This is a genomic window from Bradyrhizobium sp. HKCCYLR20261 (genome assembly GCF_051168435.1).
Taxonomy (GTDB): Bacteria; Pseudomonadota; Alphaproteobacteria; order Rhizobiales; family Xanthobacteraceae; genus Bradyrhizobium.
In genome coordinates, this window is record NZ_JBNPUZ010000003.1 from 304,093 (window position 1) to 318,802 (window position 14,710).

12 protein-coding genes and 1 pseudogene are annotated in these 14,710 nt (G+C 66.0%); 3 read left to right on the forward strand and 10 right to left on the reverse strand.

Annotation, left to right across the window (positions count from 1 at the left end; all coding sequences use genetic code 11):
* Nucleotides 1-2 precede the first annotated feature (2 nt).
* Together ACQR1L_RS08490 and ACQR1L_RS08495 are read left to right on the forward strand one after the other, a co-directional pair.
* On the forward strand, nucleotides 3-1,814 hold the full coding sequence (locus tag ACQR1L_RS08490) for an ABC-F family ATP-binding cassette domain-containing protein (protein WP_434857501.1): 1,812 nt from the start codon (nucleotides 3-5) through the stop codon (nucleotides 1,812-1,814).
* 123 nt (nucleotides 1,815-1,937) lie between these two features.
* Entirely contained in the window at nucleotides 1,938-3,017 is a 1,080-nt protein-coding gene (locus ACQR1L_RS08495; RefSeq protein ID WP_434857502.1) for a D-TA family PLP-dependent enzyme, read from the forward strand.
* 164 nt (nucleotides 3,018-3,181) lie between these two features.
* On the opposite strand, the gene ACQR1L_RS08500 is transcribed toward ACQR1L_RS08495, so the two are convergent.
* From ACQR1L_RS08500 to ACQR1L_RS08545, 10 genes and pseudogenes are all read right to left on the reverse strand, one after another.
* A complete protein-coding gene (locus ACQR1L_RS08500; protein ID WP_434857503.1) occupies nucleotides 3,182-3,472 on the reverse strand; it encodes a hypothetical protein in 291 nt (96 codons plus the stop codon).
* Nucleotides 3,465-4,712: an NAD(P)/FAD-dependent oxidoreductase gene (locus ACQR1L_RS08505; RefSeq protein ID WP_434857504.1), complete on the reverse strand. Its 1,248-nt coding sequence runs from the start codon at nucleotides 4,710-4,712 to the stop codon at nucleotides 3,465-3,467. The genes ACQR1L_RS08500 and ACQR1L_RS08505 overlap by 8 nt, the downstream gene beginning before the upstream one ends.
* Nucleotides 4,713-4,862: 150 nt before the next feature.
* Nucleotides 4,863-5,780, reverse strand: coding sequence for an SDR family NAD(P)-dependent oxidoreductase (locus tag ACQR1L_RS08510; protein ID WP_434857505.1), 918 nt, complete (start codon nucleotides 5,778-5,780; stop codon nucleotides 4,863-4,865).
* A 127-nt stretch (nucleotides 5,781-5,907) separates the two neighbouring features.
* Complete coding sequence (locus ACQR1L_RS08515) at nucleotides 5,908-6,384, reverse strand: MaoC family dehydratase (protein ID WP_434857506.1); 477 nt, start codon at nucleotides 6,382-6,384, stop codon at nucleotides 5,908-5,910.
* A 7-nt stretch (nucleotides 6,385-6,391) separates the two neighbouring features.
* Entirely contained in the window at nucleotides 6,392-8,119 is a 1,728-nt protein-coding gene (locus tag ACQR1L_RS08520) for an AMP-binding protein (RefSeq protein ID WP_434857507.1), read from the reverse strand.
* Nucleotides 8,119-9,015, reverse strand: a pseudogene (gene mmsB, locus ACQR1L_RS08525) (3-hydroxyisobutyrate dehydrogenase); the annotation flags it as partial. The pseudogene mmsB and the gene ACQR1L_RS08520, both read right to left, overlap by 1 nt.
* A 21-nt stretch (nucleotides 9,016-9,036) precedes the next feature.
* Complete coding sequence (locus ACQR1L_RS08530; protein WP_434857508.1) at nucleotides 9,037-10,113, reverse strand: enoyl-CoA hydratase/isomerase family protein; 1,077 nt, start codon at nucleotides 10,111-10,113, stop codon at nucleotides 9,037-9,039.
* Entirely contained in the window at nucleotides 10,110-11,255 is a 1,146-nt protein-coding gene (locus tag ACQR1L_RS08535; RefSeq protein ID WP_434857509.1) for an isobutyryl-CoA dehydrogenase, read from the reverse strand. The genes ACQR1L_RS08530 and ACQR1L_RS08535 overlap by 4 nt, the downstream gene beginning before the upstream one ends.
* A 175-nt stretch (nucleotides 11,256-11,430) precedes the next feature.
* Nucleotides 11,431-12,927 carry a CoA-acylating methylmalonate-semialdehyde dehydrogenase gene (locus ACQR1L_RS08540; RefSeq protein ID WP_434857510.1) on the reverse strand — a complete coding sequence of 499 codons (1,497 nt, stop codon included), beginning with the start codon at nucleotides 12,925-12,927 and terminating at the stop codon, nucleotides 11,431-11,433.
* Nucleotides 12,928-13,080: 153 nt separating this feature from the next.
* Nucleotides 13,081-13,737, reverse strand: coding sequence for a TetR/AcrR family transcriptional regulator (locus tag ACQR1L_RS08545; RefSeq protein WP_434857511.1), 657 nt, complete (start codon nucleotides 13,735-13,737; stop codon nucleotides 13,081-13,083).
* Nucleotides 13,738-13,888: 151 nt separating this feature from the next.
* Here ACQR1L_RS08545 and ACQR1L_RS08550 point away from each other — a divergent pair, with 151 nt between their 5' ends.
* Nucleotides 13,889-14,659 (forward strand): enoyl-CoA hydratase, encoded by a 771-nt coding sequence (locus ACQR1L_RS08550; protein WP_434857512.1) that lies wholly within the window; start codon nucleotides 13,889-13,891, stop codon nucleotides 14,657-14,659.
* The last annotated feature ends 51 nt before the right edge of the window (nucleotides 14,660-14,710 follow it).

Sequence of the window (14,710 nt, forward strand, 5' to 3'; positions counted from 1 at the left end):
CCATGGCGCCGCCTCTCATCCAATTGAAAGACATCCGCCTGACCTTCGGCGGCACGGCGCTGCTGCAAGGCGTCGAGCTCTCGGTCTCGCCCGGCGAGCGCGTCTGCCTGATCGGCCGCAACGGCTCCGGCAAGTCGACGTTGCTCAAGATCGCCGCAGGACTCGTCGATTGCGACAGCGGCACGCGGTTCGTGCAGCCCGGCGCCACCGTGCGCTATCTGCCGCAAGAGCCGGATTTTTCCGGCCATGCCACCACCCTGTCCTATGTCGAGGCCGGCCTCGGGCCCGGCGACGATCACTACCAGGCGCGCTATCTCGTCGAGCAGCTGGGACTGACGGGCGAAGAAGATCCCGCGCATGTCTCCGGCGGCGAGGCGCGCCGCGCCGCGCTGGCGCGCGTGCTCGCGCCGAACCCGGACATCCTGCTGCTGGACGAGCCGACCAACCATCTCGACCTCACCACCATCGAGTGGCTGGAGAACGAGCTCGACGGCCGCCGCTGTGCGCTGGTGCTGATCAGCCATGACCGCCGCTTCCTGACCAATCTGTCGCGCGCGACGGCCTGGCTCGATCGCGGCCAGATCAAGCAGATCGATCGCGGCTTCGCGGCGTTCGAAGCGTGGCGCGACGAGGTGCTGGCGGAGGAAGAGCGCGAGCAGCACAAGCTCGACCGGAAGATCGTCAACGAAGAGCACTGGCTGCGCTACGGCGTCTCCGGCCGGCGCAAGCGCAACGTCAAGCGGCTCGCCAACCTGCATGCGCTGCGCCAGCAGCGCCGCGACTATCGCGGCACGGCGGGCAGCGCCAATCTTGCCGCAGCCGAGGCCGACAAGTCGGGCAAGCTGGTCATCGAGGCCAAGGGCGCGTCGAAGAGCTATGGTGATCGCAAGATCGTCGACAATTTCTCGATCCGCATCCAGCGCGGCGACCGCATCGGCATCGTCGGCCCCAACGGCGCCGGCAAGACCACGCTGGTCAACCTGCTCACCGGCGGCAGCGAGCCGGACAGCGGCACCCTCCGGCTCGGGGTCAACCTGGAGATGGCGACGCTCGACCAGCACCGCGAGAGCCTCGATCCGCGAACGACGCTCGCGGAGGCGCTGACCGGTGGCCGCGGCGACCATGTGATGGTGGCCGGCAAGCCCAAGCACGTCGTCGGCTACATGGAGGACTTCCTGTTCTCGCGCGAGCAGATGCGCACGCCGCTCGAAGTGCTCTCCGGCGGCGAGCGCGGCCGGCTGATGCTGGCGCGCGCGCTCGCAAAACCCTCGAACCTCCTGGTGCTGGACGAGCCGACCAACGATCTCGATCTGGAGACGCTGGACGTGCTCGAGGACATGCTCGGCGACTACGAGGGCACCGTCATCCTGATCAGCCACGACCGCGACTTCCTCGACCGCGTCGTCACCTCGGTGATCGTGCCCGAGGGCAACGGCAAATGGCAGGAATATGCCGGCGGCTATAGCGACATGCTGGTGCAGCGCGGCGCCGATTTGAAGCGCGAGCATGCGAAAGCGGCTGAGGAGAAGAAAGAGACGAAGCCGGCCGCCGCCGCGCCCACGAGCGCGCCGAAGCGCAAGCTCTCCTTCAACGAGAAGCACGCGCTGGAGACCTTGCCGAAGACGATCGCCAAGTTGCAGGCCGAAATTGCCAAGCAGCAGGCCGTGCTCGCCGACCCCGCGCTCTATGCAAAAGATCGCAAGAAATTCGACGCCGCCTCCCTCGCCATCGCGACCGCGCAAGCCGAGCTCACCGCCGCCGAAGACCGCTGGCTGGAGCTCGAAGTCCTGCGCGAGGAGATCGAGGGCGCGTAAGGTTCATCAAATGATCTCCGTCATTGCGAGCGAAGCGAAGCAATCCAGGGCTGCAGTCGGGACTCTGGATTGCTTCGTCGCTTCGCTCCTCGCAATGGCGCAATCCAACAACGGAGTAACCCAATGACCACCCCGCTCGCCGCCAAAATCGCCCGGGAGTACGGCACGCCCTGCGCCGTCATCGACATGGAGAAGGTCGAACGCAACATCGCGCGCATCCAGGCGCAATGCGCCGCGGCCGGCGTCGCCAACCGCCCGCACATCAAGACGCACAAGAGCCCGGCGCTGGCGAAGCTGCAGATCGAGGCCGGCGCGCAAGGCATCACCTGCCAGAAGATCGGCGAGGCCGAGATCATGGCTGACGCCGGCATCAGCAACATCCTGATCAGCTACAACCTGATCGGCGAGGAGAAGATGGCGCGTCTCGCCGCGTTGCAGGCCAAGGCCGACATGACGGTGGCCGCCGACAACGCGACCGTGATCGCCGGCCTGCCGCAGGCCGCGAAGCAGTCGGGCCGCACGCTCTCGGTCGTCGTCGAATGCGATACGGGCCGCAAGCGCGCCGGCGTCGAGACGCCGGCCGAGGCGATCCAGCTCGCGCGCCAGATCAAGGCGAGCGAAGGCCTGCGCTTCGCCGGCTTCATGATGTATCCGACCGAGAGCGGCTGGGACGATGCACAGCGCTTCTACGACGAGGCGCTGGAGGGCGTGCGCGCCGAGGGGCTGGAAGCTAGCATCGTTTCGACCGGCGGCTCGCCCAACCTCAAGAACCTCGGCAAGCTCAAGGGCGCCACCGAGCACCGCCCCGGCACCTACATCTACAACGACCGCATGCAGGTCGCCGCCGGCGTTGCCAGTTGGGACGACTGCGCGCTGCACATCTACTCCACCGTCGTCAGCCGCGCCGCGCCCGAGCGCGGCATCCTCGACGCCGGCTCGAAGACACTGACCACCGACACCGGCGGCCTCGACGGCCACGGCCTGATCCTGGAGCACCCGGAAGCCAAGATCGCCCGCTTCGCCGAGGAGCACGGCTTCCTCGATCTCTCCCGCAGCAACACCCGCCCCAACGTCGGCGACGTCGTCCGCATCGTCCCCAACCACGTCTGCGTCGTCGTCAACATGATGGACGAGGTCGTGATGGTGCGCGGCGAGGAGATTTTAGGCACGCTGCCGGTCGCGGCGCGGGGGAAGCTGCGTTAAGCGATGCTCTCTCCACTCGTCATTCCGGGGCAGCCGCGCCAGCGGCTGAGCTACGATGCGCAATTGCGCATCGGAGAATCCATACGCCCGATCGTGGTTATGGATTCCGGGCTCGCCCTCCGGGCGCCCCGGAATGACGACGGTGTTTGTGGCCGCCCGCTCGGTTACTCGCTGCGACTGTTCCGCCATTCGTCCATCGAATCGTAGATGACGGCCTCGGGCCAGCGAGGATCAATCTCGCAACGCCGTGTCCACGTCAAATGGACTTGAGCCACGCGGCCTCCCTCGAGCGCAACAAGAACGTCGTCGCAGTCTTCGCGTCGGGCGACGATCCCGGCGGATCGATTGGCCAGCGCATGATTGAGACCAACTTCGCGCGCAAGTTCTTCTTCGAACGCGGCGCGGAGCTGATCGTCGGCCATCCAAGACCACGCCTCAGGAAGCTGGTCAGTCATCGCCCGCCGTTCCCCCGGCAAGCCACTTCAGCACGCCCTTCCCCGCGGCCACGCCTGTCGCAAACGATGCCTGCAGCAGATAGCCACCGGTCGGCGCTTCCCAGTCCAGCATCTCGCCGGCGGCGAACACGCCCGGCAGTCGCCGCAGCATGTAGTCGACATCGAGCTCGTCGCGCGCAATGCCGCCGGCGCTGGAGATGGCGCGGGCGAGGCCCGCGGTACCCGTCAGCTTGATCGGGACGGCGTTGATGAGCGCCGCGAGACGATCGGGCGGCAGCGAAGACAACGACTGCCCCAGCGTCTTTGCGACCTCCTGCAAGAGCCCGATCGCAACCGGAGAGAGTTGTAGCGCCTTGCGCAGGACGTTCGAGAACGACTGTTTTCCGCGCGGTGCCGACAGGCGGCTGATGAGGTCGGCGGTCGACAGATCGGGCCGCAGCGCGACGTGCAGGATTGCGCGGCCTTCTGAAGCAATCGCCTCGCGGAGTTCGGCTGAGAGCGCATAGACCGCGCCGCCTTCGAGGCCTTGCCGCGTGACGACGGCCTCGCCGCGCACGCTGCGCTCGCCAAGCGAGAGCGAAATGCCCTTCAGCGGCTGGCCCTCGAAGCGGTCTCGGAAGATGTCGGACCAGCCGACCGTGAAGCCGCAATTGGCCGGCCGCAGTGGCGCGATGGCGACGCCTTTCGCCGCGAGGATCGGCACCCAGCCCCCATCCGAGCCGAGCCGCGGCCAGGAGGCGCCGCCGAGCGCGAGCACTGTGGCACCAGTTGTTACGGTGCGCCGGCCGTCTGGCGTGTCAAAGACAAGACGTCCTTGATCGTCCCAACCGGTCCAGCGATGCCGCAGCCCGAACCGCACACCTTGCGCGTCGAGTCGGCGCAGCCAGGCACGGAGCAGCGGCGACGCCTTCATCGCCGTCGGGAACACCCGGCCCGAGGAGCCGACGAAGGTCGGCTGACCCAACGCTTCGCACCAGTCGCGCAATTGTTGCGGCGAAAACGCTTGAATGGCCGGCGCAAGCCACGTCGCTGCTTCGCGATAGCGCGACAGAAATGCCGACAGCTCTTCGCTATGCGTGAGGTTGAGTCCGCCTCGCCCCGCCATCAGGAACTTGCGCGCCACCGATGGCATCGCATCGTAGACGGTGACGCTGACTCCGCCTTCGGCCAGCACCTCGGCGGCCATCAGCCCGGCCGGGCCGGCTCCGATGATGGCGATGTCTGGTCTTGTCGGGAACATCGCGCAAACGGGTTGGGTTGGACGGAGGGTCCGCAACAGAGGTCGTCATTCCGGGATGCGCCTCTTGGCGCAGGCCCGGAATCCATACTCCCGATCGTGGTTATGGATTCCGGGCTCGCGCTGACGCGCGCCCCGGAATGACAGTGAGAACTACAACTTGATCCCCAGCCGCGCGGCGGCCTGCGAGACATACTTCTGCGTCTGCTCGAACGCGCCCTGCAGCGCGCGCGCCTTCGACATGTCGCTGATTTCGGCAAAATGCGCGGCCACCGCGTCCGGCGTCCATTCTTCCGGCGGCAGATTGATGCCCTCGCTCTCCAGGATCTTGATCACCGCGAACGAGCCGGCGCCCGCGCCCATGATGGTGCGGGTCGGCGCATCCTCGCTGAGCAGATACTCCACCGCCGGCGTGATCGATTCCGGCTTCATCAGTTGCAGCGCCTGCGGCGGCAGCAGCTCCTCGGTCATGCGGGTGGCCGCCGTCGGCGAGATGATGTTGACGCGGATGTTGGTCTTGCGGCCCTCCTCCGCCAGCACGTTCATCAGGCCGACCATCCCGGTTTTGGCCGCGCCGTAATTGGCCTGGCCGAAATTGCCGAAGAGACCTGAAGAAGACGTGGTCAAGACGATGCGGCCGTAGTTGCGCTCGCGCATTCCGTTCCAGACTGCCTTGCAGCAGTAGAAGCTGCCGACGAGATGCACGTCCAGCACCTTGGCGAAATCGGCGACCTCCATCTTGCCGAACGACTTATCGCGCAGGATGCCGGCATTGGCGCACATGATGTCGACGCTGCCCCACTCCTTGGTGGCGCGCTCGACCATCGCGGTGACCTGCTCGAAATTCGAGACGTCGGCCCCGTCGGCCATCGCGGTGCCGCCGGCCTTGCGGATCTCCTCGACCACGGTCTCGGCCGCGGTCATGGAGCCACCGGTGCCGTCGCGTGCGCCGCCGAAATCATTCACCACGACCTTGGCGCCGCGGCTCGCCAGCCCCAGCGCATGCGCGCGCCCGAGCCCATTGCCTGCGCCGGTGACGATGGCGACACGTCCGTCAAATCTGATTGCCATGATGCTCTGCCCTAAGGTTTCAGCTCGTCATGCCCGGGCTTGACCCGGGCATCCATCCCTTCTTCGGAAGTAGATGGATCGCCGGGTCAAGCCCGGCGATGACGAGAATTGGTTATGACGACGAGAGTTAGCTCAGATAAATCAGTCCGATCCAGTCGGCGACCAGCGCGGGCTTGTCCTCGCCCTCGATCTCGACCGTGACGTTGGTGCGCGACTGCAACTCTTTCGGCTTGCGCAGAGTGGCTTCAGACAGCACGAAACGGCCGCGCACGCGCTTGCCAGACTTCACTGGCGAGATGAAGCGCAGCTTGTCGAAGCCGTAGTTCACGCCCATGGCCGTGCCCTCGATCGCCGGCATGACCTCGTAGGACATCACCGACAGCAGCGACATCGTGAGAAAGCCGTGTGCGATGGTGGTGCCGAACGGCGTCGCTTTGGCCGCTTCCGGATCGACATGGATGAACTGGTGATCCTCGATCACGTCGGCATAGGTATCGATGCGCTTCTGATCGAGCACGTGCCACGACGACACGCCGATCTCCTGGCCGACCATGGCCTGATAGGCTTCAAGCGAAATCGGCGGCTTCTTCCAGATCTTGTTCATGCGTTTCTTACACCTCGTGCCCGGACGGTCGCGTCTTCAGCTCCGGGAAATCCTCTTCCTTGAATTCCATGCCACGCAACTGATCGGTTCGGTTGTCCTCGTGCTCCAGCCGGCGCAGCTGCACGCGGCGGATCTTTCCGGAGATCGTCTTCGGCAGCTCGCTGACCAGCTCGAGCCGGCGGATGCGCTTGAACGGCGCCAGCCGCGCCTGCAGGTGCTCGAAGATCGACAACGCCGTCGCGCGCGAGCGCTCCGCGCCTGATGTCAGCAGCACATAGGCCTTGGGGATCGCCAGCCGGATCGGATCCGGGCTCGGCACGACGGCCGCCTCGGCGACCGCCTCGTGCTCCAGCAGCACGCTCTCCAGCTCGAACGGCGAGATGCGGTAGTCGGAGGATTTGAACACGTCGTCGGAGCGGCCGACGAAGGTGAGATAACCCTCCTCGTCCCGGAACACGACGTCGCCGGTGCGATAGCGCGTCCCGTCGGCACCCGTGAGCTTGCCATCGTCGCCCTGATAGCCTTGCATCAGGCCGGCCGGACGCTCACCCGTGAGCGCCAAGGTGATCTCGCCCTCGCTCGCCAGATTGCCGTCGATGTCGGCGACCTCGACGCGATAGCCCGGCAGAGGCCGGCCCATCGAGCCGATCTTCAGCTTCTGACCCGGCGAATTGCCGCAGATCGCGGCGGTCTCGGTCTGGCCGTAGCCGTCGCGAATCGTGAGCCCCCACGCAGCGCGGACCTGGTCGATTACTTCCGGGTTGAGCGGCTCGCCGGCGCCGCAGGCCTCGCGCAAGGACACCTTGAAGTCGGCGAGATGCTCCTGGATGAACAGCCGCCACACCGTCGGCGGCGCGCACAGAGTGGTGACGCCGCAGCGTTTGATGATCGCGAGCAACCCCTTGGCATCGAAGCGCGGCTGGTTGACGACGAACACGGTGGCGCCGGCATTCCACGGCGAGAAGAAGCAGCTCCAAGCATGCTTGGCCCAGCCCGGCGAGGAGATGTTGAGATGCACGTCGCCGGGCTGCAGCCCGAGCCAGTACATCGTCGAGAGATGGCCGACCGGATAGCTGCGATGGCTGTGCCGCACCAGCTTCGGCTTGGCCGTGGTTCCGGACGTGAAATACAGCAGCATCGGATCATCGGGCTGCGTCGGACCATCAGGCGTGAACGCCTCGGCAGCGTCGGCGGCCTGCTCGAACGGAAGCCAGCCGGCCGATGTCGTCGTCCCCACGACGATCCGAACCAAATCATCCGCGCCGAGATCGGTGAACTTCGTCACCTGATCCTGCGCGGCGACGACAGCCTTCGCGCGGCCGCGCTCCAGGCGATCGCGCAACTCGTCGGTGGTCAGCAAGGTCGTCGCGGGAATCACGACGACGCCGAGCTTCATCGCCGCCAGCATCGTCTCCCATAGCGGCACGACGTTGCCGAGCAGCAGCAGCAGATGATCGCCGCGCTTCAGCCCCTGCGCGCGCAGGAAGTTGGCGACCTGGTTGGAGCGCCGCGACAGTGCCGCAAAGGACAGTTTCGTCTGGCGGTCCTGCGCGGCGTCGAAGATCCACAGCGCGGTACGCTCGCGGCTCTCGGGATCGGAGGCGAGCTCGGCATCGAACCAGTCGAGCGCCCAGTTGAATGGGACGGGATCGGGCCAGCGAAAGCCCTTCACGGCGGCATCGTAGTCGGTGCGATGCGCCAGCAGAAACGCGCGTGCGTCCTTGAATGTCGTCATCAGGTGGTCCCGGCGAGCTTGCGGACGTGCTGAATGATGCCTGAGAAATCGACGCCGCCATGGCCGGCGGCCTCGAACGCCTTGTAGATCTCCTGCGCGTGCTGGCCGAGCGGCGTCGCCGCACCGGCCGCCTTGGCCGCGTCCTGCGACAGCGTGAGATCCTTCAGCATCAGCGCGGTGGCAAAGCCCGGCTTGTAGTCGTTGTTGGCGGGCGAGGCCGGCACCGGGCCCGGCACCGGGCAATAGGACGTCAGCGACCAGCACTGCCCCGACGAGGTCGAGGCGACGTCGAACAGCGCCTGGTGTGACAGGCCGAGCTTTTCGCCCAGCGCAAACGCCTCGCCGACCGCGATCATCGAGATACCGAGGATCATGTTGTTGCAGATCTTGGCCGCCTGCCCCGCGCCGGCACCACCGCAATGGACGATCTTCTTGCCCATCTTTTCCAGGATCGGCTTGGCCGCGGCGAATGCGCCCTCCTCGCCGCCGCACATGAAGGTCAGCGTCGCGGCTTTCGCGCCGCCGGTACCGCCGGAGACCGGCGCGTCGACCGCCGCGATGCCGTGCTTGGCCGCGAGCGCATGCGCTGATCGCGCGCTCTCGACGTCGATGGTGGAGGAGTCGATAATGAGCGCGCCCTTGCTCATCGCGGGCACGACCTCGTTCCAGACGGCCAGCACATGCTTGCCGGCCGGCAGCATGGTGACGACGGCGTCAGCGCCCTTCACCGCCGCCACGGCGCTGTCCGCAATCGCGGCGCCATCCGCCTTGGCCTGCGCTCGCGAAGCCTCGACCAGGTCGAACGCCACCACCTTGTGGCCAGCCTTGACGAGGTTGGCGGCCATCGGGCCGCCCATGTTGCCGAGACCGATGAATGCGATCGTTGCCATGGTTCGTTCTCTCCCTCGACCTGATTGTTATCTCGTTTGCGGAAATGTCAGCTCATCGGCACCGATCTCGGCGAGATACGGCGCCAGCATTTCCGGCGTCACCTGATCGACGTCGGGCGGCGACCACTTCGGACTGCGGTCTTTGTCGATGATTGCGGCCCGCACGCCCTCGCGGAAATCGTCGCTACGGAAGACTTCCAACGCCGCACGATATTCGCGCACGAGGCACTCCTGCAACGATGTCGCTCCGCGCGCCAGCCGCAGCAGCTTCAGCGTCACGACCATGCCGCGCGGCGACTTCTCTTTCAGCGTCTTCAGCGTTGCGTGCGCCAGCTCGGAGCCATCGCCTTCCAGCGCCGCAAAGATATCGTGCATGCTGTCGTGGGCAAACCATGCATCGATCTTGGCCTGTTGCGCGGCGACCGGCCCGGCGGTCTCACCGGTGGCAAACCCTGCGATCAGCCGGTCGATCTCGGCCGACAATGTCCCGGGCCGGACCCTGGTCAGGACCTCGCGCAACGCCGGCCACTTCTCGGTTGGCACCACCGAATCCGCGAAGCGGGCATGAATCGCATCAGGACCGTTCATCGTCTGGCCGGTCAGCCCGAAATAGGCGCCGAGTTCGCCCGGCGCGCGCGACAAGAGCCAGGTGCCGCCGACATCGGGAAAAAATCCGAGACCGACCTCGGGCATCGCGAGCTTGGTCTTCTCGGTCACGACACGATGCCGCCCATGCGCCGACAGGCCGACCCCGCCGCCCATTACGAGGCCGTCCATATACGCGACATAGGGCTTCGGGAACGCCGCAATGCGCGCGTTCATGATGTATTCCTGGCGCCAGAAAACCTTGCCGAGGTCGCCATTCACCTTGGAGCTCTCGTAGAGCCCACGAATATCGCCACCGGCGCACAGCCCGCGCTCGCCGGCGCCCTCGAGCACGACAATGGCAACGGCGGGATCGGCCTCGAACTGATCGAGCGCCGCGTCGATGCCCATCGACATCTCCAGGGTCATCGCGTTGATCGCCTTGGGCCGGTTCAGCCGGATGATGCCGGCCGAGCCTTCGCGTCGGACGATCAGATCGCCTTCGATGGCGTCGCTCATCGCGCGCCCTCGATCAGCTTGCGCGACACGATCAGGCGCATGATCTCGTTGGTGCCTTCGAGGATCTGGTGCACGCGCAGATCGCGCACGATCTTCTCGATGCCGTATTCGCTGAGGTAGCCGTAGCCGCCGTGCAGCTGCAGCGCCTGGTTGGCAACCTCAAAGCCGACATCGGTGCCAAAACGCTTGGCCATCGCGCACAGCATCGTCGCATCCGCATCCTTGCGGTCGAGCGCCGCGGCGGCGCGCCACACGAAGGTGCGCGCGGCCTCCAGCTCGATCGCCATGTCGGCGATCCGGAATTGCAGCGCCTGGAATTCGTCGAGCCGCCTGCCGAAGGCCTTGCGCTCTTTGGTATAGGCCAGCGTCTTGTCGAGCGCGGACTGCGCGCCGCCGAGCGAACACGCCGCGATGTTGAGACGGCCGCCGTCGAGTCCGGCCATCGCGATCTTGAAGCCGATGCCCTCTTCGCCCAGGCGGTTGGCCACCGGCACGCGCGCGTTCTCGAAAATAACGGCGCGGGTCGGCTGCGCATTCCAGCCCATCTTGCGCTCATTGGCGCCGAACGACACGCCGGGGGTCTTGGCGTCGATCACGAGCGTCGAGATGCCGCCGGGACCGTCGGCGCCCGTGCGAACCATCGCGACGAGGATGTCCGTCGCGCCAGCGCCGGAGATGAACTGCTTCTGGCCGTTGAGCAGGTAGAAATCGCCGTCCCTTACTGCGCGCGTGCGCAGCGCGGCGGCATCGGAGCCGGCGCCGGGCTCGGTCAGGCAGTAGCTCGCGATGAGGTCCATCGGGCAGAGCTTCGGCAGATATTCCTGGCGCTGCGCTTCGGTGCCGAAGGTGTCGATCATCCACGACGCCATGTTGTGGATGGAGATGAAGGCGGACACCGTCGGGCAGCCTGTCGCCAGCGCCTCGAAGATCAGCGCGGCATCGAGACGGGACAGGCCGGAGCCGCCGACATCGTCGCGGATGTAGATGCCGCCCATGCCGAGGGCGGCGGCCTCGCGCATCACGTCGACCGGGAAATGCTTCTCCTCGTCCCAGCGCAGCGCATGCGGGGCGATCTTCTCGGCCGCAAAGGCGCGCGCCATCTCGCGCACCGCGACCTGATCCTCATCGAGAGCGAACTGCATTCGTTCTCCGCGTTTCCCTGGACTTGTTTTGTTGGCCGTGCCGCTGCCTGATACTCCGTCATTGCGAGCGAAGCGAAGCAATCCAGAATCTTTCCGCGGAGGCAGTCTGGATTGCTTCGTCGCTTCGCTCCTCGCAATGACGCAGGTGGGAGCCCTGGTGGGCTCCCACTTGTCGTTACTTCATCAGCGGAATCGAGAATTCCGCGCCTTCCTTGACGCCGGACGGCCAGCGCGAGGTGACCGTCTTGGTCTTGGTGTAGAAGCGGATCGAATCCGGGCCGTGCTGGTTGAGATCGCCGAAGCCGGACTTCTTCCAGCCGCCGAAGGTGTAGTAGGCGATCGGCACCGGGATCGGCACGTTGATGCCGACCATGCCGACATTCACCTTGGCTGCGAAGTCGCGGGCCGCGTCGCCGTCACGGGTGAAGATCGCAACGCCATTGCCGTAGTCATGATCCGACGGCAGCGCCAGCGCCTCGGCGTAATCCTTGGCGCGGACGACCGACAGCACCGGACCAAAAATCTCTTCCTTGTAGATCCGCATGTCCTTGGTGACGTTGTCGAACAGACAGCCGCCCATGTAGAAGCCGTTCTCGTAGCCCTGCATCTTGAAGCCGCGGCCGTCGACGGCAAGCGTCGCGCCTTCCTTGACGCCGATATCGACGTAGTTCTTGACGCGCTCGACCGCCTCGCGGGTCACCAGCGGACCGAAATCAGCCGACGGATCGACCGAGGTGCCGATCTTCAGGCTCTCGACGCGCGGGATCAGCTTGTCCATCAGCCGGTCCGCGGTGGTCTTGCCGACGGGCACCGCGACGGAGACCGCCATGCAGCGCTCGCCGGCCGAGCCATAGCCCGCGCCGATCAGCGCGTCGACGGCCTGGTCGAGATCGGCGTCGGGCATGATGATGGCGTGGTTCTTGGCGCCGCCGAAGCATTGGCAACGCTTGCCGTGCGCGGCGGCGCGCTCATAGATGTACTGCGCGATCGGCGACGAGCCGACAAAGCCCACCGCCATGATGTCCGGATCCTCGAGGATGGCGTCGACCGCTTCCTTGTCGCCGTTGACGACGTTGAGGATGCCCGCCGGCAGGCCGGCCTCGATCATCAGCTCGGCGAGCTTCATCGGCACGCCCGGATCGCGCTCTGAGGGCTTGAGGATGAAGGCGTTGCCGCAGGCGATGGCGGGCGCGAACTTCCACATCGGAATCATCGCCGGGAAATTGAACGGCGTGATGCCGGCAACGACACCGAGAGGCTGGCGCATCGAGTAGATGTCGATGCCGGGGCCGGCACCTTCGGTGTACTCGCCCTTCATCAGATGCGGAATGCCGCAGGCGAATTCGACGACCTCGAGGCCGCGCTGGATGTCGCCCTTGGCGTCCGGAATGGTCTTGCCGTGCTCGCGCGCCAGCAGCTCGGCGAGCTGATCGTAGTCGCGCTGCGCGAGTTCCAGAAACTTCATCATCACGCGCGCGCGGCGCTGCGGGTTGGTCGCGGCCCAGGCCGGCTGCGCGGCCTTGGCGTTCTCGACGGCGGCCCGCAGCTCGGCGCGGGAGGCGAGAGCGACCTTGGCCTGCACGTCACCGGTCATCGGCTCGAAGACGTCGGCGGTCCGTCCGGACGTACCTTTGACCTCTTTGCCGCCAATGAAATGACCGATCGAACGCATGGGTATCCTCCGCAGGGGGTAAGCAGTGCCGAATTGGCCGGCATCTTGCAGTCTTTGCGGCGTTTGGGAAGGGTTTAAGCGCTGAGCCGCGCTGCGAAATTGCCGCCCCTTCGCGCTCGCGGCACGCCGTGCGTCGCGCCTCTCGTCCGAAGCTCAGCGCTTGGCGGCGGCCACCTTATTCGCCGGACGTTTTGCGGGCGCCCGCGCCGGGGTCTTCCCCGCAGGCCCGCCACCATTGGCGACCGCCAGGGCCACCTCCCGTCCTGAGCTCAAAATCTCGTCCGACAATTCCCCGCTGCCGGTAATCCGCGCCATGACGATCGTCCCCATCAGGGTCGCCAGCATGGCCGAGGCACGCTTGCGCGCAGTCTTGCGCGGCACGTCGACGATATAGTCGGCGAAGAGATCGATCAGCTCCGCCAGCTTGGCGGCAAAGGCCTTGCGGGTCTTCGCACTCTCCCGCGCGATCTCGGCCCCCAGCGCAGGGACGGCGCAACCGTGGCCGGCATCGTCGCGATGCTCCGAAGACAGATATCCGTCGACGATCGCAGCGAGCCGCTTCTGCGGCGGCATCTCATCCAGGAGCTTGCGCCAACGCTCCATGGACCGATCGATCGCATAGCCGAAGGCTTCGACGACCAGCGCCTCGCGCGATTCGAAATGCGCATAGAAGCCGCCATGGGTGAGGCCGGCCTCTTTCATGAGGTCGGCCACGCCGACCCCGTGAGCGCCCTTTTCCCGCAGCCGCACCGACGCCTTGCGCACGATTCGCGCGTGGGTTTCCGCCTTGTGTTCCGGAGAGTAGCGCATTGCCGTCCCATTGAATGTCCGAGGTCATACAATAGCAGCTCTGCGCCCTGCTCGCTGCAGCTATTTGATGAATTCGAGTTGATCTAAATCAAGACCGTGACACCATTCCCGAAAGCCGGAACTCAGCCGTGCTCACGAGGAGGAAGCGACCATGGATATGCTCAATGCCCACTGCGGCATCGAACGCGATTCTCGCGGCGTCGTGCGGCTGACGATCTGCAACGCCGGCAAGCTCAATATTCTCGGTTCTGCCGCCATCCTGGACGTTCAGAACGGCCTGCACTCGCTCGCATCAGACACCGGTATTCGCGCCGTGGTGCTTGCCGGCGAGAGCGAGCGCAGCATGATCGGCGGGGCCGATATCAAGGAAATGGCGACGCTCGGCCAGGCGTCCGCGGAAGCGTTCATCTCGCGGCTTGCCGGACTGTGCGAAGCCGTGCGGAATTTTCCCGCCCCGGTGATCGCGCGGATGCCGGGCTGGTGTCTCGGCGGCGGCCTGGAAGTCGCGGCGGCCTGCGATCTCCGCATTGCGTCGCATGACGCCAAGTTCGGCATGCCCGAGGTGCGCGTCGGCATCCCCTCGGTCATTCATGCCGCGCTGTTGCCGCGGCTGATCGGCTGGGGCCGCACGCGCTGGCTCCTGATGACGGCCGAGACGATCGACGCGCCGACGGCGCTCGCCTGGGGCCTGGTCGATTCGGTCGCCGCCGAAGGCGAACTCGATGCCGCGGTGGAGCGCGCCATCGATTCCCTCCTCGCCTGCGGGCCGGAAGCGCTCCGGATTCAGAAGGCCCTGCTGCGGCAATGGGAAGAGCTGCCGCTGAAGGAATCGGTCGAGGTGTCGATCGGCGCCTTCGGACGCTCCTTCATGACCGACGAGCCCAGACGGCTGATGCAGCACTTCATCGACCGCAAGCGCTAGAGCCGCAAGTTTCTCCAAGTTTCCGACCTCAGCTTCCCCCAGTCTCGCTCG